At 63.1% G+C, this 24373-nt stretch carries 26 protein-coding genes; 14 read left to right on the plus strand and 12 right to left on the minus strand.

Annotated elements, in window-relative coordinates; genetic code table 11:
• Positions 1 to 34 precede the first annotated feature (34 nt).
• Both SA496_RS05720 and SA496_RS05725 read left to right on the plus strand, forming a co-directional pair.
• Positions 35 to 352 (plus strand): DUF2288 domain-containing protein, encoded by a 318-nt coding sequence (locus SA496_RS05720; RefSeq protein ID WP_330115150.1) that lies wholly within the window; start codon positions 35 to 37, stop codon positions 350 to 352.
• A 151-nt stretch (positions 353 to 503) separates the two neighbouring features.
• Entirely contained in the window at positions 504 to 869 is a 366-nt protein-coding gene (locus SA496_RS05725; RefSeq protein WP_153917788.1) for a DUF5064 family protein, read from the plus strand.
• 126 nt (positions 870 to 995) lie between these two features.
• Here the strand turns inward: SA496_RS05725 and phnE are convergent, their stop codons facing one another.
• Genes phnE through SA496_RS05745 form a run of 4 tightly spaced genes read right to left on the minus strand, consistent with a single transcriptional unit; the run spans position 996 to position 4232 of the window.
• Positions 996 to 1757 carry a phosphonate ABC transporter, permease protein PhnE gene (gene phnE, locus SA496_RS05730; protein WP_330115151.1) on the minus strand — a complete coding sequence of 254 codons (762 nt, stop codon included), beginning with the start codon at positions 1755 to 1757 and terminating at the stop codon, positions 996 to 998.
• Complete coding sequence (locus SA496_RS05735) at positions 1757 to 2584, minus strand: PhnE/PtxC family ABC transporter permease (protein WP_120652204.1); 828 nt, start codon at positions 2582 to 2584, stop codon at positions 1757 to 1759. Before SA496_RS05735 ends, phnE begins: the two co-directional genes overlap by 1 nt.
• On the minus strand, positions 2578 to 3384 hold the full coding sequence (locus tag SA496_RS05740; RefSeq protein ID WP_330115152.1) for a phosphonate ABC transporter ATP-binding protein: 807 nt from the start codon (positions 3382 to 3384) through the stop codon (positions 2578 to 2580). Before SA496_RS05740 ends, SA496_RS05735 begins: the two co-directional genes overlap by 7 nt.
• Positions 3381 to 4232, minus strand: a complete 852-nt coding sequence (locus tag SA496_RS05745; RefSeq protein WP_120652201.1) for a putative selenate ABC transporter substrate-binding protein — start codon at positions 4230 to 4232, stop codon at positions 3381 to 3383. Before SA496_RS05745 ends, SA496_RS05740 begins: the two co-directional genes overlap by 4 nt.
• A gap of 125 nt (positions 4233 to 4357) precedes the next feature.
• On the opposite strand from SA496_RS05745, the gene SA496_RS05750 reads away from it, so the two are divergent.
• From SA496_RS05750 to mnmH, 4 genes are all read left to right on the plus strand, one after another.
• A complete protein-coding gene (locus SA496_RS05750; protein WP_120652199.1) occupies positions 4358 to 5245 on the plus strand; it encodes an NAD(P)-dependent oxidoreductase in 888 nt (295 codons plus the stop codon).
• Positions 5245 to 6030, plus strand: coding sequence for a hydroxypyruvate isomerase family protein (locus SA496_RS05755; protein WP_120652197.1), 786 nt, complete (start codon positions 5245 to 5247; stop codon positions 6028 to 6030). Before SA496_RS05750 ends, SA496_RS05755 begins: the two co-directional genes overlap by 1 nt.
• Positions 6031 to 6191: 161 nt before the next feature.
• On the plus strand, positions 6192 to 7226 hold the full coding sequence (selD, locus tag SA496_RS05760) for a selenide, water dikinase SelD (RefSeq protein ID WP_330115153.1): 1035 nt from the start codon (positions 6192 to 6194) through the stop codon (positions 7224 to 7226).
• Positions 7226 to 8332, plus strand: coding sequence for a tRNA 2-selenouridine(34) synthase MnmH (gene mnmH, locus SA496_RS05765; RefSeq protein ID WP_153917794.1), 1107 nt, complete (start codon positions 7226 to 7228; stop codon positions 8330 to 8332). The genes selD and mnmH overlap by 1 nt, the downstream gene beginning before the upstream one ends.
• 8 nt (positions 8333 to 8340) lie before the next feature.
• Here the strand turns inward: mnmH and SA496_RS05770 are convergent, their stop codons facing one another.
• On the minus strand, positions 8341 to 10542 hold the full coding sequence (locus SA496_RS05770) for a putative bifunctional diguanylate cyclase/phosphodiesterase (RefSeq protein ID WP_120652191.1): 2202 nt from the start codon (positions 10540 to 10542) through the stop codon (positions 8341 to 8343).
• Positions 10543 to 10830: 288 nt separating this feature from the next.
• On the opposite strand from SA496_RS05770, the gene SA496_RS05775 reads away from it, so the two are divergent.
• Positions 10831 to 12159, plus strand: coding sequence for a spinster family MFS transporter (locus SA496_RS05775; protein WP_120652189.1), 1329 nt, complete (start codon positions 10831 to 10833; stop codon positions 12157 to 12159).
• 85 nt (positions 12160 to 12244) lie between these two features.
• Here the strand turns inward: SA496_RS05775 and rapA are convergent, their stop codons facing one another.
• Positions 12245 to 15094 (minus strand): RNA polymerase-associated protein RapA, encoded by a 2850-nt coding sequence (gene rapA, locus SA496_RS05780; RefSeq protein ID WP_120652187.1) that lies wholly within the window; start codon positions 15092 to 15094, stop codon positions 12245 to 12247.
• 155 nt (positions 15095 to 15249) lie between these two features.
• Between rapA and SA496_RS05785 the strand changes: the two genes are divergently transcribed.
• From SA496_RS05785 to SA496_RS05805, 5 genes are all read left to right on the plus strand, one after another.
• Positions 15250 to 15546: an aspartate-semialdehyde dehydrogenase gene (locus tag SA496_RS05785; protein ID WP_153917798.1), complete on the plus strand. Its 297-nt coding sequence runs from the start codon at positions 15250 to 15252 to the stop codon at positions 15544 to 15546.
• 42 nt (positions 15547 to 15588) lie between these two features.
• Complete coding sequence (locus tag SA496_RS05790) at positions 15589 to 16182, plus strand: alpha-ketoglutarate-dependent dioxygenase AlkB family protein (RefSeq protein ID WP_280359763.1); 594 nt, start codon at positions 15589 to 15591, stop codon at positions 16180 to 16182.
• The gene (locus SA496_RS05795) at positions 16182 to 16337 is read left to right on the plus strand and encodes a hypothetical protein (RefSeq protein WP_162945836.1); all 156 of its coding nucleotides are present in this window, start codon (positions 16182 to 16184) and stop codon (positions 16335 to 16337) included. The genes SA496_RS05790 and SA496_RS05795 overlap by 1 nt, the downstream gene beginning before the upstream one ends.
• A 239-nt stretch (positions 16338 to 16576) precedes the next feature.
• A complete protein-coding gene (gene ccoM / locus SA496_RS05800) occupies positions 16577 to 16693 on the plus strand; it encodes a cytochrome c oxidase subunit CcoM (protein ID WP_280359762.1) in 117 nt (38 codons plus the stop codon).
• A 102-nt stretch (positions 16694 to 16795) separates the two neighbouring features.
• Positions 16796 to 17923 (plus strand): GNAT family N-acetyltransferase, encoded by a 1128-nt coding sequence (locus SA496_RS05805; protein ID WP_330115154.1) that lies wholly within the window; start codon positions 16796 to 16798, stop codon positions 17921 to 17923.
• On the opposite strand, the gene SA496_RS05810 is transcribed toward SA496_RS05805, so the two are convergent.
• The 6 genes from SA496_RS05810 to SA496_RS05835 form a co-directional block, all read right to left on the minus strand.
• Positions 17924 to 18208, minus strand: coding sequence for a DUF2790 domain-containing protein (locus tag SA496_RS05810; protein WP_120652179.1), 285 nt, complete (start codon positions 18206 to 18208; stop codon positions 17924 to 17926).
• Positions 18209 to 18457: 249 nt separating this feature from the next.
• Positions 18458 to 18724 (minus strand): DUF2790 domain-containing protein, encoded by a 267-nt coding sequence (locus SA496_RS05815; RefSeq protein WP_120652177.1) that lies wholly within the window; start codon positions 18722 to 18724, stop codon positions 18458 to 18460.
• 141 nt (positions 18725 to 18865) lie between these two features.
• The gene (locus tag SA496_RS05820; RefSeq protein ID WP_120652175.1) at positions 18866 to 20698 is read right to left on the minus strand and encodes an ABC transporter ATP-binding protein; all 1833 of its coding nucleotides are present in this window, start codon (positions 20696 to 20698) and stop codon (positions 18866 to 18868) included.
• A 58-nt stretch (positions 20699 to 20756) separates the two neighbouring features.
• Positions 20757 to 21311, minus strand: a complete 555-nt coding sequence (locus tag SA496_RS05825; protein WP_330115155.1) for a peptidylprolyl isomerase — start codon at positions 21309 to 21311, stop codon at positions 20757 to 20759.
• Positions 21305 to 22114 (minus strand): alpha/beta fold hydrolase, encoded by an 810-nt coding sequence (locus tag SA496_RS05830; protein WP_330115156.1) that lies wholly within the window; start codon positions 22112 to 22114, stop codon positions 21305 to 21307. The genes SA496_RS05825 and SA496_RS05830 overlap by 7 nt, the downstream gene beginning before the upstream one ends.
• Positions 22115 to 22127: 13 nt before the next feature.
• Complete coding sequence (locus SA496_RS05835) at positions 22128 to 23054, minus strand: LysR family transcriptional regulator (protein WP_120652169.1); 927 nt, start codon at positions 23052 to 23054, stop codon at positions 22128 to 22130.
• Positions 23055 to 23163: 109 nt separating this feature from the next.
• On the opposite strand from SA496_RS05835, the gene SA496_RS05840 reads away from it, so the two are divergent.
• Positions 23164 to 23478, plus strand: a complete 315-nt coding sequence (locus SA496_RS05840; protein ID WP_330115157.1) for a 3-phosphoglycerate kinase — start codon at positions 23164 to 23166, stop codon at positions 23476 to 23478.
• A 162-nt stretch (positions 23479 to 23640) separates the two neighbouring features.
• Positions 23641 to 24240, plus strand: coding sequence for an FMN-dependent NADH-azoreductase (locus SA496_RS05845; protein ID WP_330115158.1), 600 nt, complete (start codon positions 23641 to 23643; stop codon positions 24238 to 24240).
• Positions 24241 to 24373 lie beyond the last annotated feature (133 nt).

Below are 24373 nucleotides of genomic sequence, written 5' to 3' on the forward strand. Positions count from 1 at the left end.
AGTCCTTTCGTTACCAACCAACTCAAAAAAAGCCATGAACGATAACGCTAGCACCCTCTATGCCAAGCTGCTCGGCGAAACCGCCGCCATCACCTGGGAAGAGCTGCAACCCTTCTTCGCCAGGGGCGCTCTGCTTTGGGTGGATGGCGCCGCAGACCTGGTCGGCGTGGCCCTGGCTGTAGCCGAGGACGACAAGGTCCAGGTCGCGGCGCTTCTGGCCGCCGGCAAGCTCAGCAAGGTGGAAGAGTCTCTCGCCCAGGATCTATTGGCGCGCGATCCGAAGCTCTGGGCTGTGGTGGTAGCGCCCTGGGTCCTGATCCAGGAGCGGGACGAGGCGCCGATCGTTCACTGAGCCGGCGTTAACATGGAGGTCAGGGAAGGCCTCCAGGAGTGTGCTGCCCTTTTTGATCGTGCACCGGTCAGGGGCGGCCAGCGAAACTGGTGGAGCGGGCTAGACTCAACCCACCTTCTTCTTCTCTTTGATATCGACAGGGAGCGTAACCATGTTCGAACCAGGCCATGTACATCGGGCCAGCGTGCCCGGTTTTCCGGGACAGCAGTTTTCCATCGACCTCTATTACGAAGCGCGCCCGAATGCGAAGGAAGGCACCATGCTGCACTTCCGCATGGTCGGCGAAATCGAGGGCAAGTCATTTACCGAAGAGTTCGAGATGCACCGCGACACTGCGTTCAACTTCGCCAGCGTGGTTTCCAAGGTGGCGGTGAAGAACGGTCTGCACCCGAATACCACGCTGATCATGCGTAACCACAAGGAATACGACCAGATCTTCGAAGATATCCGCCGCGTGCTGGGTGCCGAACCCGGTGAGAAGGTGAACTTCGACCATCTCGAGAAAGACGGGTTCTGATCCTTGCTCCGGATGTAAGCCGCCTTGCGGTTTACACCTTTCCATCAAGGAGGCCTTTGGCCTCCTTTGTTGTTTCTGTGGGGGTGGAATCGCCCCCACAAGGCATCCACTTTGTGTTCGCACTATCTATGCACTGACCCAGCGTTGGCGCATCCAGCCGCTCAGGGCATCCACTCCCAGTACCAGAATCAGCATTGCCAGGATCACGCTGGCCGCCTGGGCTTCCTGGAACAGGGACAGGCTCATGTAGAGCATCTGCCCCAGCCCTCCGGCGCCGACGAAGCCGAGCACGCTGGCCATGCGGATGTTGTTCTCCCAGCGATAGAGCATGTAGGCCACCAGTTGCGGCCAGACCCCCGGCAGGGTGCCGTAGCAGAAGGCGGCAACTCGTCCGCCGCCATTCAGACGGATGGCTTCGGCGGGTTCGGGCGGGGTGTTTTCCAGGGCCTCGGCGAACAGCCGGCCCAGCACGCCGGCGGTGTGCAGGGCCAGGGCCAGGGTACCGGCGTTCGGACCCAGGCCGGCAGCCAGGACCATCAGCGCAGCCCAAACCAGTTCAGGCACCGCACGTAGCGCATTCAGCAGCAGGCGCGCGGTCCCTTGGGCCAGGCTGCCGAAGCGGCCGGCGGCAGGCAGGGCGATGAGCAGGCCCAGCAGCGCCGCCAGCAGCGTGCCGAGGGCCGACATCGCGAGCGTCTCCAGGGCGCCCCAGCCGATGGCCTTGAGGTGTGCGGTGGAAAAGTCCGGGTGGAGGAAGCGCATGGCGTAGCTGCCCATCTGGTGCAGGGCGTCGCCACTGACCAGGGCGCCAAGGTCGACGCCCAGCCACACGAAGGACGCGACTGTCGCCGCCAGCAAGGCGACGATCACCAGGATATTGCCCGGCATCACGCGAATCTCCCGCGCAGGAAGCGGCTGAGTTGGTCGGCCAACAGCACCAGGGCGAGGAAGGTCAGCAGCATGCTGGCAACTTCGCCGCCGGCGAACATGCGCATCGACAGGTCCATCTGCTGGCCCAGGCCGCCGGCGCCGACGAAGCCCATCACGACTGAGGCGCGCACTGCGCACTCCCAGCGGTAGACGGTGTAGGAAATCACTTCTGCCGCTGCGTTGGGCAGTACGCCATAGGCGAACGCCGCCAGACGTGGGCTGCCGGCGGCAAGCAGTGCGCGGGTGGGGCGTGGGTCGACGGACTCGAAGATCTCCGCGTAGACCTTGCCGAGCATGCCGCTGTAGGTGATGGCGATGGCCAGCACCCCGGCGGTGGGGCCCAGGCCCACGGCGCGGACGAACAGTAGTGCCCAGACGATTTCCGGAACACTGCGCAGGAAAATCAGCAGGCCGCGCACCGGCCAGCGCAACGCCTGTGCCCACCAGGCTGGGCGCCCGCCGCGGTGCAGGGCCGACAACGAAAGGGCTCGACTGGCCCAGAGGGAGGCGGGTAGGGCGATCAGCAGCGCCAGACTCATGCCTGCGGTGGCGATGGCCAGGGTTTCCAGCGTGGCGCGACCTAACAGATGAAGGAACTCCTCGCCGTGCTCGGGTGGCCAGAAGGCCGACAGGAATTGCCCCATGGTGCGGGCGTTGCCCTCATCTAGCAGCACTGCCGGGTTCAGTTCGCTCAGTTCCAGCCCAGGCCAGAGCAGCGCCAGGGCCAGCAGGGTGAGCAGTAGGCGGGGCAGCGCGGCGGGGTCGCGTGGTGTGGCTTTCAGCATCGCGGAATGTGCAGCACGGGGGCCGCTATGGGCGGCGAGGATGGGGTGTCGCCGTGCAGTTGCTCGTTGGCGTAGAGGGTATCCAGGTCAGCCTGGCTGACAGCTTCCCGCGGGAGGTCGAAGGCAACACGGCCGTCGCGTACGCCGATGATGCGCGGAAAATGTTCCAGTGCCAGCTCCACGGCGTGCAGACTCGCCAGCAGCGTGACGCCACGGCGACTGGCGTCGGCGCAGAGTACGTCGAGGGTGTGATCGGCGAGCACCGGGTCCATTGCGGAAACCGGCTCGTCGGCGAGGATCAATTCGGGTGCCTGGTAGAGCACGCGGGCGATGCCCACGCGCTGCAATTGGCCGCCGGAGAGCTGGTCGCAGCGCTCGAAGAGCTTATCGGCCAGATCCAGCCGTGCCAGGGCGGCCTGGGCGCCGGTGCTGTCCAGGGGATGCACCAGGCTGAGCAAGCCTTTGCTTAGGGACCATTGGCCGAGCTTGCCAGCCAGTACTGCGGTGACCACCCTTTGGCGTGGTGGCAAGGGCGGCGCCTGGTGCACCAGACCGATGCGCGCCCGCAGGCGCTGGCGCTCCCGCGCGGAGAGCGACCAAGGCGTCGCGCCGAGCAGTTGGAACTGCCCGGCGGCGGGTTTCAGGTTGGTGGCGAGCAGGCGCAGCAGGCTGGTCTTGCCGGCGCCCGATGGGCCGATGATGGCTACCCTTTCACCGCTACCGACAGTGAGATCGATGCCCCGGAGTGCAGGTTGGCCGTTGGCGTGGACCAGATCCACGCCATGCAGCGACAGGCTCACTTCAACAGGCCGGCCGAGCGTGCGGCTTCCTCTATGCCTTTGTAGTTCTCGGGCTTGGTCGGAATGAAACGGCTGGCGGCCTGCAGGTCGAGGATCGCCTTGTGTTCCGGATTGGCTGGGTCGAGCGCGAGGAAGGCCTGTTTGATTTTCTCGGCCAGGGCGGGGTCCAGGGTTCCGCGCACCGTCCAGTTGTAGTCGTAGTAGGTCGGGGTGGTGGCGAATACCTTCACCTTGCTGGTGTCGACCTTGCCGGCGTCCACCAGTTTCTGCCAGACGCTGGCGTTGAGCACGCCGCCATCGACCTTGCCGGCCTGGACCCAGGCCACTGTGGCGTCGTGGGCGCCGGAGTAGGCAACTCGGGAGAAGAACTGCTCGGGCACGATGCCGTCCTTCTGCATGAAGTAGCGCGGCATCAGGCTGCCGGAGGTGGAGGAAACCGAGCCGAAAGCGAAGGTCTTGCCCTTGAGGTCCTGCAGGGACTTCACTGCCGGGTCGGCGCTGATGAACTTGCTAGTGAACTTCTCGTCCTGCTCGCGTTGCACCAGGGGGATGGCGTTGCCGGTCTTCAGGCGAGTCTGGACGAAGGTGAAGCCGCCGAGCCAGGCCATGTCCAAACGGTCGGCCGCGAGGGATTCGACCACGGCCGCATAGTCGGCCACGGGAACGAACTCTACTTTCATGCCCAGTTGTTTTTCGAGGTACGCACCGAGCGGCTTGAACTTGCGCAGCAGTTCGGTTGGCGCTTCGTCGGGAATGGCCGAGACCTTGAGGACGTCGGCGGCCTGGGAAACAACAGCGGAAAAAGACAGTGCGATGCCTGCCACGAGGGCGAGAGAGCGTTTGAACATAGGATTCTCCGGTTCAATAGCGGAAAAGGCAGGCGGATTATAGTGAGCGCCCGGCGGCTTGGTAGCTTCACGTTGCTGGCCAGGCGTTTAAGATGTGCGTTTCGCTAATTGCCTGGAGCTTCGGCATGACCGATTCCCTGCCTTCCATCGCTTTCGCCGGCATCGGCCTGATGGGCCTGCCCATGACCCGCCGCCTGCTGGCCGCCGGTTACCCGCTGACCGTATGGAACCGCTCGCCAGAGAAGTGCGCGCCTCTGGTTGAATTGGGTGCACGCCGCGTGAAAGCACCGGCCGAACTGTGCGCCGAGGCGGACATTGTGATGCTCTGCCTGGCGGACACCCGCGTGGTACGCAAGGTGGTGTTCGGTGAGGGCGGCATTCTTGAAGGCGCTAAGCCGGGACAATTGCTGGTGGATTTCTCCAGCCTGGAACCTGCCGCCACCCGCGAGATGGCAGCCGATCTGGAGGCTCGTACCGGCATGCGTTGGATGGACGCGCCGGTATCCGGTGGTACGCCCGGTGCCGAGGCTGGCACCCTGGCGATCATGGCCGGCGGTCATGAAGACGATGTGGAGCGGGTGCGGCCGATCCTCGCCCACCTGGGCCAGCGACTGACCCGCATGGGTGCGGTCGGAGCCGGCCAGGTGACCAAGGTCTGCAATCAGATGATCGTGGCCTGCAACGCCCTGGTAATTGCCGAAGTGGTTGCCCTGGCGGAAAAGGCCGGTGTGGATGCGAGCCTGATCGCCACGGCGCTGGCCGGTGGCTTCGCGGATTCCAAGCCGCTGCAGATCCTCGCGCCGCAGATGGCCGCGAGCCATTTCGAACCCATCAAATGGCACGTGCGCACCCTGCTGAAAGATCTGGATACCGCAGTGCGCCTGTCTCGCGAGCACGACTCGGCAACGCCGCTCAGTGGCCTGGCGGCCCAACTGATGCGCCTGCACGGCAGTCAGGGCAATCTGGAACGCGATCCGGCTACGCTGGTGGAAATGTATCGGGAGAATCATTGATGAAGATCGCCGCGAACTTGTCCCTGCTGTTCACCGATCGCCCATTGATTGAGCGTGTCATAGCCGCCCGCGTCTGCGGATTTGACGGCGTCGAGGTGCAGTTCCCCTACGAGTTGCCGGCGATCCGCATGAAGGAAGTGCTGGAAGCAGCCGGTCTGCCGCTGGTCCTCTTCAACCTGCCGGCTGGCGACCTGATGGATGGCGGCCCTGGCCTCGCGGCCGTGCCGGATCGACAGGAGCAGTTCGACGATGCGCTGGCGCAGGCACTGAGCTACGCCGCCATGACTCGCCCGCGCTTCGTCAATGTGCTGGCAGGGCGGCAGGCCGAGGGCGTCAGCCGTGATCGAGCCTTGGCCTGCCTTGCGGCCAACCTGCGCAAGACAGCTGAAGCCTTTGCGGTGCTGCATATTGGCGTGGTGTGCGAGGCGATCAACCCGCTGGATATGCCTGGTTTCCTGATCAACACCCCGGAGCAACTGGACCGGTTGCTGCGCGATGTCGACCACCCCAACCTCAGTGCCCAGTACGACCTCTACCACATGGCCCGGCAGGGCGTGGACGCGGCGGCGGGTATTCGCCTGCTGGCTGGTCGAATCGGCCATGTGCAGTTCGCCGACTGCCCCGGCCGCGGTGAGCCGGGCACGGGCAACACCGACTTCGGCCCTGCCATGCGTGCCCTGCAGGAAGATGATTACCCCGGGTGGCTGGGAGCCGAGTACAAGCCCACCGGCGTCACTGCCGACACTCTGGGCTGGCTGCCGGACTGGAAGGCCAGGCTGGCCTGAGCCCACGAGAATCTATGTGGAACGTGCGCGAGTGGGAGCGAATTCATTCGCGATGCGAGTGGGCTGCCCGCTGGTGAACGCCTACGGGACTGCTGTGCAGTCCTTCGTGACTGAAGTCGCTCCTACAGATACCCCGATCGAATTGTTTCAGAGAGAGAACCATGACCGACCCCATACGCCTCACCCAGTACAGCCATGGAGCTGGTTGCGGCTGCAAGATTTCTCCCAAGGTGCTGGAAGTGATCCTTGCCGGCAGCGGCGCACAGAACCTCGACCCGAAACTCTGGGTAGGCAATGCCTCTAGGGATGATGCGGCGGTCTATGCGCTGGATGATGAGCGCGGCGTAGTTTCCACCACTGACTTCTTCATGCCGATTGTCGATGACCCCTTCGACTTCGGCCGTATCGCTGCCACCAACGCCATCAGTGATATCTACGCCATGGGCGGCGACCCGCTGATGGCCATTGCCATTCTCGGCTGGCCGGTGAACGTGCTGCCGCCGGAAGTCGCCCGCGAAGTGATTCGGGGTGGTCGTTCGGTGTGCGATGAGGCGGGAATCCCGCTGGCCGGTGGGCACTCCATCGATGCCCCCGAGCCGATCTTCGGCCTGGCCGTCACCGGCGTGGTGGATAAGCGCAACATGAAGCGCAATGACACCGCCACCGCTGGCTGCAAGTTGTACCTGACTAAGCCCCTGGGCATCGGCATCCTCACCACGGCGGAGAAGAAGGGCAAATTGCGCGAAGCCGACGTGGGCCTGGCCCGCGACTGGATGTGCACGCTGAACAAGCCTGGCAGTCGCTTCGGCAAGCTCGCCGGCGTCAAGGCGATGACCGACGTCACAGGCTTCGGCCTGCTTGGCCACCTGGTGGAAATGGCCGACGGCAGTGGCCTGACCGCCCGTATCGATTACGCCAAGGTGCCCAGCCTGCCGGGCGTGGAGTACTACCTGGAACACGGCTGCGTGCCCGGTGGGACCCTGCGCAACTTCGAGAGCTATGGCGACCGCCTGGCGCCGCTCGCAGAAGTGCAGAAACTTCTGCTCTGCGACCCACAGACCAGCGGCGGCCTGCTGGTGGCGGTGGCGCCGGAAGGAGAGGCGGAGTTTCTGGCCGTGGCCGAGGAGCTCGGCCTGCAACTGGCGCCCATCGGCCAGTTGCACGAGCGACAGAGTCTCGCGGTCGAGGTGTTCTGATGCGTCCGGACACCTCGAATTACCGCGAAATCTTCCTCGATGACCTGCCGATGATGGATGCCCGCGCCCCGGTGGAATTCTCCAAGGGCGCCTTCCCCCATACGGTCAACCTGCCGCTGATGACCGACATCGAGCGGCAGAAAGTGGGGACGTCCTACAAGCAGCATGGCCAGCAGGCGGCCATTGCCCTGGGCCACCAGCTGGTGAGCGGCGCGACCAAGGCGGAGCGCATCGAGGGTTGGGCTGCCTTCGCCCGCGCTAATCCACAGGGTTACCTCTACTGCTTCAGGGGCGGTCTGCGTTCGCAGCTGGTGCAGGAGTGGTTGAGGACGGAAGCGGGGATCGAGTATCCGAGGGTGAGAGGCGGCTACAAGGCGATGCGGACCTTTCTCCTGGAAACGACCCAGGACGCAGTCAACCAGTGCGATTTCGTGCTGGTGGGCGGCCTGACCGGCACTGGCAAGACCGATGTGATCGCGCATCTGGCCAACAGCCTGGACCTCGAAGGCCACGCCAACCACCGAGGTTCGAGCTTCGGTAAGCGCGCGACTCCCCAGCCCGCGCAAATCGATTTCGAAAACGCACTGGCCATCGACATCCTCAAGAAGCGCGCCGCCGGCCATGAACAGTTCGTGCTGGAAGACGAGGGGCGCATCGTCGGTAGCTGCTCGGTGCCGCTGGAGTTGTACCAGGGCATGCAGCAATACCCGCTGGTCTGGCTCGATGACAGTTTCGACGACCGGGTGGAGCGTATCCTGCGGGATTACGTGGTCAACCTCTGTGCCGAGTTCATCGCCACCCACGGAGACGAACACGGCTTCACCCGCTTCGCCGAGCGCATGCGCCAGAGCCTGGACAATATCCTCCGGCGCCTGGGCGGCGAACGTCACCAGCGGATGTCGGCATTGATGGAGGCTGCCCTCGCCGAGCAGGAAGCCACCGGCAATGTGGAGCTGCATCGTGGCTGGATCGAAGGTTTGCTGCGCGAGTATTACGACCCGATGTATGCCTTCCAGCGCGAAAGCAAGTCGACCCGGATCGAGTTCGCCGGCGAACAGGCAGCCGTCCTTGAGTATTTGCGTCATCGCCAGTCGGCGCGCCGCTGACCGCGACTTCAGGCCGGGCTGGAGTCCTTGGGGCGCAGTGGCAGCACATTGCTGCCGCTCAGTCCGTAGGAGCTACGCAGGAAGGCTTCGATGGCCTCCAGCGACTGTGGGCGACTGAGCAGGTAGCCCTGGATGTAGTCGCAGCCTTGGCCATGGAGAAACTCCAGCTGTTCGCGAGTCTCCACCCCTTCGGCCACCACGTGCAGATGCAGGGTGTGGGCCATGCCGATGATGGCCTGGACGATCTCCATGTCGGCATGGCTGCCGGGGATGTCCATGACGAAGGAACGGTCGATCTTGAGCGTATCCAGGGGCAGTCGCTTCAGGTAAGCCAGGGATGAATAGCCGGTGCCGAAGTCATCGATGGAAATGCTCACGCCGAGGCTGCGAATGCGCTCCAGCAGGTACAGCGCCTGGTTGACGTTGCACATCAGGGCGTTTTCGGTGACCTCCAGCTCCAGCCTTTGCGGCCGTAGCCCGCTTTCCTCCAGGACACGCTGCACTTCGTCTGCCAGTTCATTGCGGCTGAGGTTGAGCGCCGAGCAGTTCACCGCCACTCGCAAGTCGTGGAATCCCTTGGCGGCCAGGCTGGCCAGGTCGCGACAGGCGCGGCGCAGCACCCAGCCGTCCAGTTCGGCGATGAAGCCATTGGCTTCGGCCACACCGATGAAGCGGTCGGGAGAGAGCAGGCCAAGTTGTGGATGCTGCCAGCGCACCAGGGCTTCCAGCTTGGTTACCTGGCCGCTGTTCAGGTCCAGGATGGGCTGGTAGTTGAGGAACAGGCCCTGATCCCTGGCCAGCGCCAGGTGCAGTTCTTCCTCCAGTTGCAGCTCGAATGTCGCCTTGTGCTTCAGGTGGTGGCTGAAGAAGTGGAGGTTGTTGCGACCGCTGCTCTTGGCCTGGTAGAGCGCGAGGTCGGCGTGCTTGAGCAGTTCCTCGCAGGTCTCGCCATCATCCGGAAAGAGGCTGATGCCGATGCTGGTAGTCATGGTGACATTGCGCCCGGCCAGGGTGATGGGCTCCTTCATGCGGTGCATGATGCGTTGGGACAGCGCCTTGGCTTCCATCAGGCTACCGAGGCTGGCCAGCACGCAGAACTCATCTCCTCCCAGGCGCGCGATGACATCCTCCCGGCGCAGTACGCTGCGTACCCGCTCTGCCACGACCTTGAGCAACTCGTCTCCGGCGTCGTGGCCGAGGCTGTCGTTGACGCGTTTGAAATGGTCCACGTCCAGGAACATTACGGCCAGCGGTTGCTTGTACTGGGCGTGCTGTTGAAGCTTCTCGACGAAGAAATCGTTGAATGCACGACGGTTGGGCAGGTTGGTGAGGGCGTCGTAATGGGCGACGTTCTGCAGTTTGACCTTAACCTGCTCCAGTTCCCGCAGCAGGTTGTTGACGTGTTGCAGGTCACGTTCCTTGCGTTGCAGCTTCTTGTCGGCCCAGGCCACGCACAGGGCGAACACCAGCACCATGCCAGCGATCACCGCGAGGCTGAGGCCGAGCTGTAAGGCATTGTCGGCTTGTTTGAGGTGAAGTTCGGTGCCCGCGGGAACCGCCAGTTGCAGGGCCAGCATGCCGGTGAAGTGCATGCTGCAGATGGCGCCGCCCATGGCCAGGCTGGCGGGAATCTTCAGCAGTTGGTGGCCTTCGCTGCGCTCACGGAAGAATGCGGAAAGCAGCATGGCAGCCAGGCTGGCGGCCACGGCTACACCCACAGATACGACGACCATGACGGGGTGATAGTACTGGGTCGCCACCGAGCGGATCGCGGCCATGCCGCTGTAGTGCATTAGGGTGATGCCAAGGCCGATTGCCAGTGCCGCCGCGAGGTAGTGGCGGGGTTCGACGTTGGTCCGGCCGAGGGTGTACATGCCCACCAGTGAGGCGGAAACCACCATGACCAGCGAGAGCGTGGTGGTGGGGATGTCGTAGTCGATGGTGATAGGCGCTTCGAAGGCCAGCATGGCGATGAAGTGCATCGCCCAGATGCCGCCCCCAAGGCACCAGGCCCCAAGCCAGCACCAGCGCCGCCGGGTTTCCGGTTGCTGCGCATGGGCCACTCGTTCAGCCATGTCGAAGGCGCAGTAACCGGCGCCTGAGGCGACGAGGAAGGCCAGCAACACCAACCAGCTGTTATGGGTGCAAGCCAGGAGGATCTGGCCGTCCGCAGGAAGATCGGTACCGAAGCGCAGACCCAGCCAGTCCATAGAGGGCGTTCCCATGCAGACTATTGAATATTCGGGGGAGGGAGTGCTTGCTGGCACCGTGCCTTCAGTATAGCCAGCGGTTGGCCGCTTCCTGAGACGATCGTACCTTGGCGCTGAACGGTAGTTCGCGAGGGATGACCGGCCAGCAGGGCTGTTCGTTCCGGCAGCATCGGGTTACATAAATCCCACGAATTTTCGCAGACAGTGGCCGGCCGCACGCTCTAGATTGCAGCCTGGACCCCGGCTTGCGGTTATCCGGGCGCCTTACAACAACAACGAGACCGACTCATGCAGCAATCTCTTCAAGCGGCCAATGCCTGGCGCGTGCTCTTCCTGCTTTTTCTGGCCAACCTCTTCAATTTCTTCGACCGGACCATCCCGGCCATCATCATCGAGCCGGTGCGCCACGAGTGGAGCCTGAGCGATTTCCAGCTGGGCTTGATCGGCACTGCCTTCACCCTGGTTTATGCGATAGCTGGCGTGCCGCTTGGACGCATGGCCGACACTGGCGCGCGGAGGAAGATCATGGGCTGGGGCCTGGCGGTGTGGAGCGGCCTGACGGCCGTGAACGGCCTGGCCTGGAACTTCTGGAGCTTCCTGCTGGTACGCATGGGGGTGGGCATTGGCGAGGCCAGCTACGCGCCGGCTGCCAACTCGTTGATCGGTGATCTTTTCCCCGCCCACAAGCGTGCCCGTGCCATGGGCATCTTCATGCTGGGCTTGCCGCTGGGGCTGGTGCTGGCGTTCTTTACCATCGGTGCGATGGTGAAGGCCTTCGACAGTTGGCGTGCGCCGTTCTTCATCGCCGCTGTGCCAGGGATCATCCTGGCGATCTTCATGTTCTTCATCAAGGAACCTGCCCGTGGCGCCGCCGAGGCTGTGCAGGTGTCCACTGCAACCCCAATGGACAAGCCGCTACGCCGGGTGCTGGCGATCCGCACATTCTGGTGGCTGACCGTTGCGGGCCTGACCTACAACTTCGCCACTTACGCCACCAACTCCTTCATGGTGCCGATGCTGCAGCGCTACTTCCTGATGCCCCTCGAGCAGGCGGCAGTCGCCACCGGCATCATTACCGGCCTGACCGGATTGGTTGGCCTGACCCTGGGGGGCTGGGTGGCGGATAAAGTGCATCAGAAGTCCGAACGTGGCCGTCTTCTGCTGGCGGCATTCAGCATGGCGGTGGCGGCTGTCTGCACTGGCTATGCCCTGTTCGCCGGACGCATCGAGATCGGCCTGTTCGTAGGAGTGTTCAGCCTGGGCTGGCTGTTCGCCTACAACTTCTATACCTGCGTCTACACCGCCATCCAGGATGTGGTGGAGCCGCGCCTGCGGGCTACCGCGATGGCGCTGTTCTTTGCCGGTCTCTACCTGCTCGGCGGCGGTCTCGGCCCGGTAGTGGTGGGGCTGCTGTCGGACCATTACTCCCAGGCGGCGATGCTGGCGGCCGGTGCCAGCGAAATGAACGAGACGTTCAAGGCCGTGGGGCTGCATAACGCAATGTTCCTGGTGCCGGTGGCACTCACCCTGACCATGCTGGCGCTGTGCCAGGCGGCACGCTGCTTCGTGCGCGATGCGGCGAACATGCGCCAGGGGATGGTGGCAGCCGCGGCCTGACAGTACTCCGTAAGCAAGAAGGCCCGCATTTCTGCGGGCCTTCTTGTTAGTGTGGTTCTCTCCTGTGGGGGAGTGGACCGGCCAATTACCCCGCTACCAGCACCCGGATCGACTCCAATCGCAGCGCGGCCTTGTCCAGCAGTTGCTGGCCTTCGTCACGCTGGTGGCGGACGGCTTCCAGCTCGCTGTCGCGCACACTCGGGTTGACCGCCCGAAGTGCGGTGAGGCGGGCCAGTTCTTCGTCCAGTTCGGCCTTCAGACGGCGCTTGGCTTCGGCAACGCGCTCGGCATGGCGCGGGGCGATCTTGGCTTCGGCGGCGTTGATTTGCGCCGCGAGCACGTCGCGCTGGGCCTGGACGAATTTGTTGGCGCTGCCGCGCGGCACGCTTTCCAATTGGTCGTTGAGGGTGTCGAAGGCCACCTTGGACGCCAGGTCGTTACCGTTGCCATCCAGCAGGCAGCGCAGGGCCTTGGGTGGCAGGAAGCGGCTCAGTTGCAGGGCACGCGGGGCGACGGCTTCGCTGACATAGAGCAGTTCCAGCAGCACGGTGCCGGGCTTGAGCGCCTTGTTCTTGATCAGCGCCACCGCGGTGTTGCCCATGGAGCCGGAGAGCACCAGGTCCATGCCGCCCTGCACCATGGGATGTTCCCAGGTGAGGAATTGCATGTCCTCGCGGGACAGGGCCTGGTCGCGGTCGTAGGTGACGGTCACGCCTTCGTCGTCGCCGAGGGGGAAGCCGGCGTCCAGCATCTTCTCGCCAGGCTTGAGCACCAGAGCATTCTCGGAGTGGTCTTCACTGTCGACACCGAAGGCTTCGAACAGAGACTCCATATAAAGAGGCAGGGCGAACTGGTCGTCCTGGTCGAGAATGTCCTCGACCAGACGCTCGCCTTCGCCGGCACCACCGGAGTTGAGTTCCAGCAAGCGGTCGCGGCCGTTGTGCATTTCACCTTCCAGGCGTTTGCGCTCGGCTTCGGCTTCGCTCACCAGGGCATCCCAGGCGCTGTCATCACCCCCTTCGAGCATCGGCAGCAGACGCGGTCCGAACTTGTGCTGGATGGCGCTGCCGGTAGGGCAGGTGGCGAGGAAGGCGTTCAATGCCTGGTGGTACCACTGGAACAGGCGCTCCTGCGGACTGGTTTCCAGATAGGGCACATGGAGTTGGATGGTGTGTTTCTGGCCGATCCGGTCGAGGCGGCCGATGCGTTGTTCCAGCAGGTCCGGATGGGCCGGCAGGTCGAACAGCACCAGATGATGGGCGAACTGGAAGTTGCGGCCCTCGGAGCCGATTTCAGAGCAGATCAGCACCTGGGCACCGAATTCCTCGTCCGCGAAGTAGGCGGCGGCGCGATCGCGCTCGAGGATACTCATGCCTTCGTGGAATACGGTAGCCGGGATGCCGGAGCGCACGCGCAGCGCGTCTTCCAGGTCCAGGGCGGTTTCCGCGTGGGCACAGATCACCAGCACCTTGAACTTCTTCAGCATCTTCAGGGTGTCGATGAGCCATTCGACGCGCGGATCGAAGCGCCACCAGCGTTCGGTTTCGTCGCTGTTGTCCTGCTGGGACTGGAAGCTGACTTCCGGGTAGAGATCAGGGTGCTCGCCGATAGGCAGCTCCATGTACTCGACCGGGTTGGGCAGCGGGTAGGGGTGCAGCTGGCGCTCGGGGAAGCCCTGCACGGCGGCGCGGGTGTTGCGGAACAGCACGCGGCCAGTGCCATGACGGTCGAGCAACTCGCGCACCAGGCGTGGTGCGGCTTCTTCGTCGCCACCGGCAAGGGCGTGCAGCAGACCTTCGCCTTCTTCGCCGAGGAAGCCCTTGATGGTTGCTTCGGCCTTGGCGCTCAGGCGGCCCTGGTCCAGCAGTTCCTGGACGGCTTCGGCCACCTGGCGATAGTTGGCGCTTTCCGCACGGAAGGCCTCCAGGTCGTGGAAACGGCTCGGGTCCAGCAGTCTCAGGCGCGCGAAGTGGCTTTCCAGACCCAGCTGTTCCGGGGTGGCGGTGAGCAGCAGGACACCGGGGATGACCTCGGCCAATTGCTCCACAAGACGGTACTCAGGGCTGGCCTGCTCCGGATGCCACACCAGGTGGTGCGCTTCGTCGACGACCAGCAGGTCCCAGCCGGCGGCAAAGGCTGCATCCTGGGCGCGGTCGCTGCTCTTGAGCCACTCCAGGGACACGAGAGCCAACTGGCTGTCTTCGAAGGGGTTGCTGGCATCGCTCTCGGCGAAGCGTTCGGCATCGAACAGGGCGACCTGCAGGTTGAAGCGACGGCGCATTTCTACCAGCCATTGGTGCTGGAGGTTCTCCGGTACCAGGATCAGTACCCGGCTGGCGCGGCCGGAGATGAGCTGGCGGTGGATGACGAGGCCGGCTTCGATGGTCTTGCCCAGGCCTACTTCGTCGGCCAGCAGTACGCGCGGCGCAACGCGGTCGGCTACCTCACGAGCAATGTGCAACTGGTGGGCGATCGGCTGGGCGCGGGCGCCGGACAGACCCCAGAGGGAGGATTGCAGCAGGCGCGAGCGGTGTTCCAGCGTGTGGTAGCGCAGGGCGAACCACTTGTGCGGGTCGATCTGCCCGGCGAACAGGCGATCGTTGGCCAGGCGGAACTGGATGAAGTTGTTCAGCTGGGTTTCCGGGAGGATGCGAGGTTCGTTCTGGGCAGTGATGCCGTGATAGATCAACAGCCCATCGATATCTTCGACTTCCTGGACATTGAGCTTCCAGCCGTCGAAGTGGGTGATCTCGTCGCCCGGAGCGAAGCGCACGCGGGTCAGCGGCGCATTGCGCAGCGCGTACTGGCGGGTCTCGCCAGTGGCCGGGTAGAGCACGGTGAGCAGCCGGCCATCCGATGTCAGGATGGTTCCGAGCCCAAGCTCTGCTTCGCTGTCACTGATCCAGCGTTGCCCCGGTTGATACTGCTGCGCCATGCGTGTCTCCCTGAATTGAAAAAAGCCGCGTATGTTAACGGAACCGAAGGCGCAGGGCGACGCCGGATACGGGCCGTATATCCGCAGAAGTTTAGCGAGCGCCGGTAAAGAAACCCCCCAAGTGGCCGACAGACTGACCAAAGGAGGGCGCGATCATGTTGCCACCCATTCCGCAGGGCCTGGTCCCCGTCACGGCCCAACAGGACGTGGTCAAGCCGCGTCCTGACATCGCGCCCGTCACTCCCATGCAGGAGAGTGCGCAGGAAAGCGCCGTGAGCCTGGACAAGCGCCATCCCCAGGAGGCCGAGGAACTGCTGCGCGAAGAGCAGCGTCGTCGTCAGCGGAGAGGTTATTCGCCCCAGGAACTGGCGGCCGGAGAGGTCGCCGAGGAAGATCAGGCCGTTCTCCAGGAGCTGCCACGTCAGGGGCTATGGGTGGATGTGGAGGTCTGAGGCGCGCAGAATGAGGCGTCTTGATTCCTGAAGCCTATACCGGTGGATCTGTTCGACGATATTCCCCTTCAGTTGCCAAACGCCGAGCTGCACTACGAGCCACACTTCCTTTCTCCGGACGTGGCCAGTGACTGGCTGGCGCGTTTGGTGGCCGAGACTGCCTGGGAGCAGCCACAGGTTCATCTGCATGGCCGCTTTTATCCGGTTCCCCGATTGGTGGCCTGGTACGGTGATGCCGAGGCCAGCTACCGCTATTCCGGCCTGACCCACGAGCCGCTGCCCTGGACGCCGTTGCTGGCGGAGATTCGCGCGCGGATCGTGGCGGCGGTGGGGCAGCCCCTGAATGGCGTGCTGCTCAACTACTATCGTGACGGTCAGGACTCCATGGGCTGGCACAGCGATGACGAGCCCGAGCTTGGCAGCAATCCGTTGGTCGCCTCGCTCAACCTGGGCGGCACCCGTCGCTTCGACCTGCGGCGCAAGGGTGGCAATCGCATCGAACATTCCCTGGAACTTGGCCATGGCGCACTACTGGTCATGAGTGGGCCGACACAGCATCATTGGCAGCACCAGGTGGCGAAGACCCGTACCGCTTGCGCCCCCCGTCTCAACCTCACCTTCCGATGGATTCGCTGATGAGCAACGACGACAACCTGATCGATTTCGGCGCCGAGCGCGACAAGCGCATCCATGACGTCCACGACAAGCGTCTGAACGACATGCGCAAGGCCTTCGAACAAGCCATGCCACTGTCCAAGGGCAAGAAGCCGAAGAAACCGAAGAAACGCTGAGAACCGCTCCTTTTCCTGCCCATTGTGGGAGCGAATTCATTCGCGAATGAATTCGCTCCCACTGTTCGTTTTGCCCCTCCCGCTTCCTGCCAGATGCTCCGAAAATTGACTTGGATCAGTGCCCTGGCAGGCTTGCCGCGGGCGCTCCAGGGCTATTGATCCAGATCAATTTCTCCTCCCTGCCGTGCGGGTAACTTGAACCCATCGAAGCAACAACGCCACAACGCAGGAGGCAGATCATGTTCGTCGATACAGTGGTTCTCGCCGGTATAGGCACCGTCGGTCTCATGGTCGCTTTCTTCGCCGGTGTTGGTTACTTCATCTGGAAGGACTCGCACAAACGCAAGCCGCGTTGAGTTTTCTGGGTTTACAGGCACGCAAGGCACCTCGGGCGACTTCGGTCGCCCATTTTTTTGTCCCCACTTTTCTTCCTCCGCAGCCCGCGCCAGACTGGCGCCATGTCGATCCAGCCCCTTTCCCGCCTCAATGAACTCGACCCGCAGCAGTGGGATGCCCTTCTGCCGGACGATCAGCCATTCGTGCGCCACGCCTTTTTATCCACCCTTGAAGAAAGCGGCAGCGTGGGTGGTCGCAGCGGATGGCATCCTGCCCACCACTTGCTGCGCGGATCGAAGGGCGAGTTGCGTGCCGCGTTGCCGGCTTACCTGAAGAGCCATTCCTATGGCGAATACGTATTCGACTGGGCCTGGGCCGATGCCTGCCAGCGCGCGGGCATCCCCTATTACCCCAAGTTGTTAGCGGCAGTGCCCTTTACCCCGGTGGGAGGCGCGCGCGTGCTGGCGGTGAATGACGCCGTAGCGAGCGAACTGCTTGATGCGGTAGTCGTCGATGTAGCCACTGACAATTTGTCCGGACTGCATATCAACTTCACCGACTCTTTTGCCGACCACCATTTGCGCGGGCGCGAAGGCTGGTTGGAGCGCTTGGGTTGCCAGTTTCACTGGCGCAACCACGGGTACCGGGATTTCCAGGATTTCCTCGACGCGTTGAGTTCACGCAAGCGCAAGCAGATCCGCAAAGAACGCGAACAAGTAGCGGGGCAGGGGATCGACTTCCAGTGGCGCCAAGGCCGGGAGTTGGATGAAGCGGATTGGGATTTCGTTTACGCCTGCTATGCCAACACCTACCGGGTGCGGGGCCAGGCGCCATACCTGACGCGAACCTTCTTCAGCCTGCTGGCGGAGCGGATGCCGCAAGCCATTCACGTGGTGTTGGCGCTGCAGGCAGGCCGGCCAGTGGCCATGGCATTTTCGCTACAGGGCGGAGACACCCTCTACGGGCGATATTGGGGTTGTCTGGCGGAGTTCGACAGGCTGCATTTCGAAACCTGTTTCTACCAGGGAATCGATCAGGCGATAGCCACGGGTCTGCAGCGCTTCGATGCGGGTGCTCAGGGCGAGCACAAATTGATTCGGGGATTCGAGCCAGTGATCACCCGCTCCTGGCACTGGCTCGCCCACCCCGGCTTGCGGGCTGCTGTGGGTGATTTCCTAGTGCAGGAGCGGGTTGGCGTGCTGGCCTACGCCGAGGAGGCGCGAGGCTTGCTGCCATATCGGCAGGATTGATCAGCCGATCTGGGGGAGGTCGGGAGTGGCGGTGCTGCCACCCCACTCGAGGAAGCGGAGCTTGTGGACTTCGCCCTCGCTGTCTTCGTAGACGAGCGTGACGGGCACTACACCGGTCTTCTGGGAGGTGTCGGTGCGGTGCAGCACTTTCTGGATATCGACTTCCATCCCGTAGTGGTAATCCACCGGCGCGATGCCGGAGCCTTGATTCTGGGGGCCATCCTGGGCGAATACGCTGGGCGCGAGGCTAGTGAGCAGGGCGCTTACAACCGAGGCCATTTTCATAAGGCTTGTTTTCCTCTGTTGGGTTTCGCTTACAAGGGACTTAATCTGACCGACTGAAAACGGTTAGTTCAGCGCCCACGATCCGAGTGCCTCGTCTGAGCGTTTTTTGATCATTCGCAATTGCCCAAGCTTGAGGGGTTGCGACCGTTTGTCGCAGTTCCTGAAAAAATTGATCGTGGTCTACCTCGTACCGCGGTGCCATGTACGAGAAGCCGGGTACCCGGAGAAGGGGCGCCCGGCTCATTTTTCTCAGCTGTTGCTGGTATGGCTGCCCCATTCGAGGAAACGAACCTTGTGCAGGTCGCCCTGGCTGTCCTCGTAGACCATGGTTACCGGAACCACGCCTGCACGCTGGGTTGCGTCGGTGCGATAAAGGACGCGCTGCACGTCCAGTTCCATGCCGTAGTGATAGTCGACTGCGGGAATGCCGGCGCCTACGTCACGATGGTGGTCCTGGGCGAACACACTTGGAGCGAGGCTGGCGAGCACGGCGCTGACGGCGGATGCGATCTTCATGGGCTGATCCTCTCGGGTTCCGTGGTGGGTTTGAGGTGAAACCGGATACGGGGTCCATATGACCAGCCAGATGCGCCAGGTTGAAATCGAAGCGCCTTGTATTAGAGATCAGCCGCGTCGATGGAGCGACGCGGCTGGTACTCATTCCACGCCGACGAACCCTCCGGTCTGGTGCTGCCAGAGCCGCGCGTAGAGACCACCGCACTCCAGCAACTGCGAGTGACTGCCGCTTTCCACTATTCGCCCCTTGTCCAGCACCACCAGGCGATCCATGCGCGCGATGGTGGACAGACGGTGGGCGATGGCGATGACCGTCTTGCCGTGCATGAGCGTTTCCAGACTTTCCTGAATGGCGGCTTCCACTTCAGAGTCCAGTGCAGAGGTGGCCTCGTCGAGGATCAGGATGGGGGCGTCCTTGAGCAGCACGCGGGCAATGGCGATGCGCTGGCGCTGGCCGCCGGAGAGCTTTACGCCGCGTTCGCCGACATGGGCGTCGAAGCCGCGCCGACCGTTGGCGTCCGAAAGCTGTGGGACGAATTCGCCGGCGCGGGCCTTTTGCACCGCATCCAGCAGTTCGGCATCGCTGGCGCCGGGGCGGCCATAGAGCAGGTTGTCGCGGATCGAACGGTGCAGCAGCGAGGTGTCCTGGGTGACCATGCCGATCTGAGCGCGCAGGCTTTCCTGGGTTACCTGGGCGATGTCTTGGCCGTCGATGAGGATGCGTCCGCTTTCCAGGTCGTAAAGTCGCAGCAGCAGGTTGACCAGGGTCGACTTGCCGGCACCGGAGGGGCCGACCAGACCGATCTTCTCGCCAGGCCGCACCACCAGGTCCAGGCCCTCGATCACTCCGCTGCCCTTGCCGTAGTGGAAGGCGATGTGCTCGAAACGCACTTCGCCTCGCTCTACCCGCAGCGGTGCGGCGTTCGGGTGGTCGGTCACCTGGCGCGGCACGGCGATGGTCTGCATGCCGTCCTGTACCTGGCCGATGTTGTCGAAGATGCCGGTGACCACCCACATGATCCAGCCGGACATGCTGATGATGCGGATCACCAGCCCGGTGGCCAGGGCAATGGCGCCGACGCTGATCAGACCCTGGTTACAAAGCCACAGGGCCAGGCCGCAGGTGCTGACGATCAGCAGGCCGCCCATGATGGTCACGGTGGCGTCCATGGCGGTGATCACTCGCGCCATCGCCTGGCTCTTCCGGGTTTGGTCGCCGATGGCTTCTCGGGCGTAGTCCTCTTCCTCGCGGGTATGGGCGAAGAGCTTGAGGGTGGCGATGTTGGTGTAGCCGTCGACAATGCGCCCCATCAGCCGCGAGCGGGAATCGGAGGATTCCACGGAGCGCTGCTTCACTCGCGGCACGAAGTAGTAGAGCGCATAGAGGTAGCTGGCTATCCACAGCACCAGGGGAATCATCAGGCGCCAGTCGGCCTCGGCGAACAACACCAGGGAACTGATCGCATAGATCAGCACGTGCCAGAGGGCGTCCACCGCTTGCACCGCCGAGTCGCGCAGGGAGTTGCCGGTCTGCATGATGCGCTGGGCGATGCGCCCGGCGAAGTCGTTCTGGAAGAAGCCCAGGCTCTGTTTCAGCACGTAGCGGTGGTTCTGCCAGCGGATCAGGTTGGTCAGCCCGGGCGTGATGCTCTGGTGCACCAGCAGATCGTGCAGGCTGTTGAACAGCGGTCGCAGGATCAGTGTCACCACGGCCATCCAGGCCAGTTCTGCACCATGCCGCTGGAAGAGTTCTCCCACCGGCGTGGCCTGGACCAGGTCGACGAGGCGGCCGAGGAAGCTGAACAGTGCCACTTCGATCAGGGCAACGATCAGCCCCACCAGCAGCAGGGCGCTGAAGATCGGCCATACCTGGCGCAGGTAATAGACGTAGAAGCGCAGGACGCTGCGCGGCGGCATTTCGTCTGGCGCCTGACGAAAGACGTCGATCAGACGCTCGAAGCGTTGGAATAGCATGGCGAATCCATCCGAAGGATAAGCGGTCGACCCGGGCTTCCTTCCCGGGTCGAGAGCGTCAGAGCCGCTTGGCGGAGAGAATCACTACCGGCTGCAGCGGTACGTTCTGGAACATGCCGCGATTGCCGGTGGGCACATTGGCGATCTGGTCCACTACATCCATACCACGCACTACCTTGCCGAACACCGCATAGCCAAAGTCGCGGCTGCCGTGGTCGAGGAAGGCGTTGTCGTTGTGGTTGATGAAGAACTGGCTGGTGGCCGAATTCACCGCCTGGGTACGAGCCATGGCGAGGGTGCCACGCAGGTTGCGCAGGCCGTTGTCGGCTTCGTTCTTGATCGGGTCACGGGTGTCCTTCTGGCTCATTTCGGTATCGAAGCCGCCACCCTGGATCATGAAACCAGGGATCACGCGATGGAACACGGTGCCGTTGTAGAACCCGGCATCCACGTAGTCGAGGAAATTCTTCACGCTGACAGGGGCCTTGTCGGCTTCCAGTTCCACCTCGATTTCCCCAGCACTGGTGGTCAGAAGCACATGGGGCTTGTCGGCGGCCATCAGGCTCAGGGAGACGAACAGGGCGCAGGCGCCCAGGACGAGTTTCTTCAGCATGGGATTTGGTCCTTTTTGCGCTCCACTTCAGCAATGAAGTCGAGCAGGGTGGTGTTGAAACGTTCGGGTTGATCGAGTGGGGTGGCATGGCGGGAATTCTTGATGACCACCAGGCGCGCGTTCGGTAGTTCCTTCACATACGTCTCTTTCTTGGCGACCGGGGTGTAGTCACGGTCGGCGGTGATCACCAGTGTTGGGCACTTGATGCGCTGCAGGCGATCGCGTACGCCCCAGCCAATGATGGCGTTCAGCGCGGAAAGGTAGGCGCGTTTGTCGTTCTGCGGCCAGCGTTCTTCGATCTTGCGGCGCAGGTCAGCCTGCTCGGGCAACGGGAACAACAGGCCGCCGAGAGCCTTGGCGATGCTATCGAGGCTGAGCAGGCGCGAAAGGGTCCAGCGCTTGGCGATTTCCAGGTACTCCTTCGGCGAGTGGGGTTTCACCTCGGGACCGCTGTTGACGATGGTCAGGCTGCGCAGCAGTTCCGGGTGATCGACGGCGAGCTGGAAACCGATCATCCCGCCCATGCTGATGCCGACCAGATGCACGTCGATCAGCTTGAGGTGCTCGATCAGCGCCGTCACGTCATCGGCGAAGGCGGCGATGCTGTAGGGCTCATTGGGCTTGTCGGAGCGGCCGTGGCCGCGCACATCGATGACGATTACCCGATAGTGGGCGGCCAGGGCAGGGACCTGGTATTCCCAATCGCGGGTGCTGGAGCCGAGACCGTGAATCAGCAAGACCGGCATGCCGCGGCCGTAGTCCTCGTAGTGCAGTTGGCAACCGTCGTTATCGAAGTAGGACATGCGTGGACTCCTGTCAGACGCTGGAAAGTGGCGCGGCGAAGGGGGCGTCCAGCGGCGCGGAGTCGAAGGTCTTGATCAGTTCGACCAGGATCTGCGACGCCGGCCCCAGGGCCTTGTCCTTGTTGGCATATAGATAGAACGCGGGGTGGCGGCTACCGCCCTGTTCCATGGGAAGCGGCTTGAGCTGCCCTTCCTTTATTTCCCGTTCGATGAGATGTCGTGGCAGCCAGGCGAAACCCAGTCCGCTGCTGACGAAGTTGGCGGCCGTGGACAGGCTGCCAACCGTCCAGCGCTGTTCCGCGCCCAGCCAGCCGACGTTGCGCGGCTGGGTGCGGCCGGTGTCGCGGATTACCACCTGCAACTGGCTTTCCAGGTCCTGGAAGCTGATCTCCCGCTGCAAACGATGCAGAGGGTGGTCTGGGTGAGCGACGGCGACGAACTCCACCGAGCAGAGTCCGGCCCCCAGGTAGCCCTGGATATCCAGCGTGGTGATTGCGAGGTCGGCTGAGCCTTCCAGCAGCACTTCCTCGACGCCGGACAGTACTTCCTCGCGCAGGCGCACGCGGCAGCCCCGGCTTTGCGGCATGAAAGCGGTGAGGGCACGCACCAGGCGGGCGTTGGGATACGCTGCGTCCACCACCAGGCGCACTTCGGCTTCCCAGCCCTGCTCCATATGGTGGGCGAGTTCTTCGAGCTGGCTGGCTTGCTTGACCAGTTGCCGCGAGCGGCGCAGCAGCACTTCGCCGGCTTCGGTCAGCACCGCCTTGCGCCCTTCGATGCGCAACAGGGGCACACCCAACTGCTCCTGCATCCGCGCAACGGTATAGCTGACCGAGGATTGCGAGCGGTGGGTCGCTTCGGCTGCCTGGGCGAAGCCGCCGTGGTCCACGACCGCTTGCAGGGTTCGCCACTGGTCCAGTGTCACGCGCGGGGCTTTCATGCGGAGCTGCTCCTCTAGCTGCTTATGCCGGCAGATTGCGCGCGCTCATGGCGCTGATTCCGCTTGCGGCGCTCTGTTAAGCTGGCGTTCTCTGCACTGGAGATCGCCCATGAAAAAACTGTGCTGTGCCTTGCTCGCCGTGTTGCCAACCCTGGCTTTCGCTTACCCCATCGAAGTGGAGAAGCAGTACAACGGCGCCGAGCTCGTCTACGACACCACGGACATCGACAACAACCTGGCCGCCATCAACATCCAGAACGTCGGTGGAACCACGGCAGAGTGCAAGGTGGTGTTCGTCAACGGACCCGAGACTCCCAAAGTGCGCAAGGCTGTCATCGAGAGTGGCAAAAGCGCCTACCTGACGGCCAACTTCAACCGCGCGATTATCAAGCTGCGGATCAAGCTGACCTGCAATCCCAAGTAGTCGGGGCGCGGATTCGGGCACAGCAAGCAGCCTAGTGCCCTTCCTGCTACAAATCAAATTTCTTGATACTTAGAAGCGGATATTTACGCTTTTTAATCGATTCTTGTCGAAATAATCTGCGCCCCATCGACGCAATCAACCCCCCGATGGAGGTAGCCCCAAATGTCCCGTGTACTCGTCATCGAAAGCAGCGCCCGTCAGCAAGGTTCCGTTTCCCGCCAACTCACCCAGGACTTCATCGCCAATTGGCAAGCCGCCTATCCGGCCGATGAAATTACCGTTCGCGACCTCGCCGTCGATCAGGTACCGCACCTGGACGCCGACCTGCTGGGTGGCTGGATGAAGCCCGCGGACCAGCAGAGCGACAGTGAGAAAGCCTCCCTGCAGCGCTCCAACCTGCTGACCGAGGAACTCCTGGCTGCCGACGTACTGGTAATGGCCGCTCCCATGTACAACTTCGCCATCCCCAGCACTCTGAAGTCCTGGCTGGATCATGTGCTGCGCGCTGGCGTTACTTTCAAGTACACCGAAACCGGCCCGAAAGGCCTGCTCACCGGCAAACGCGCTTTCGTCCTGACTGCTCGCGGTGGCATCTACTCCGGCAGCCCCCTGGACCATCAGGAGCCCTATCTGCGCCAAGCCATGAGCTTCATCGGGATCCATGACGTGATCTTCATCCATGCCGAAGGGCTGAACATGGGCAACGAGTTCCAGGAGAAAGGCCTGGCTTCGGCCAAGGCGCAACTGGCCCAGGTGGCCTGATTCACCGCGTCGCTCCTCGCTCCCTCCAGGTGCGCTGACGCTCCGTGCGCGCACCTTGCCTGCCCGGCCTGATACAGGTCGGGCTTTTTTGTTGGTGTCTGGGGGAGGTCGTCGGCCTCGATGGCGAATGAGT

This window comes from Pseudomonas sp. JS3066 (genome assembly GCF_036328175.1).
Taxonomy (GTDB): domain Bacteria; phylum Pseudomonadota; class Gammaproteobacteria; order Pseudomonadales; family Pseudomonadaceae; genus Metapseudomonas.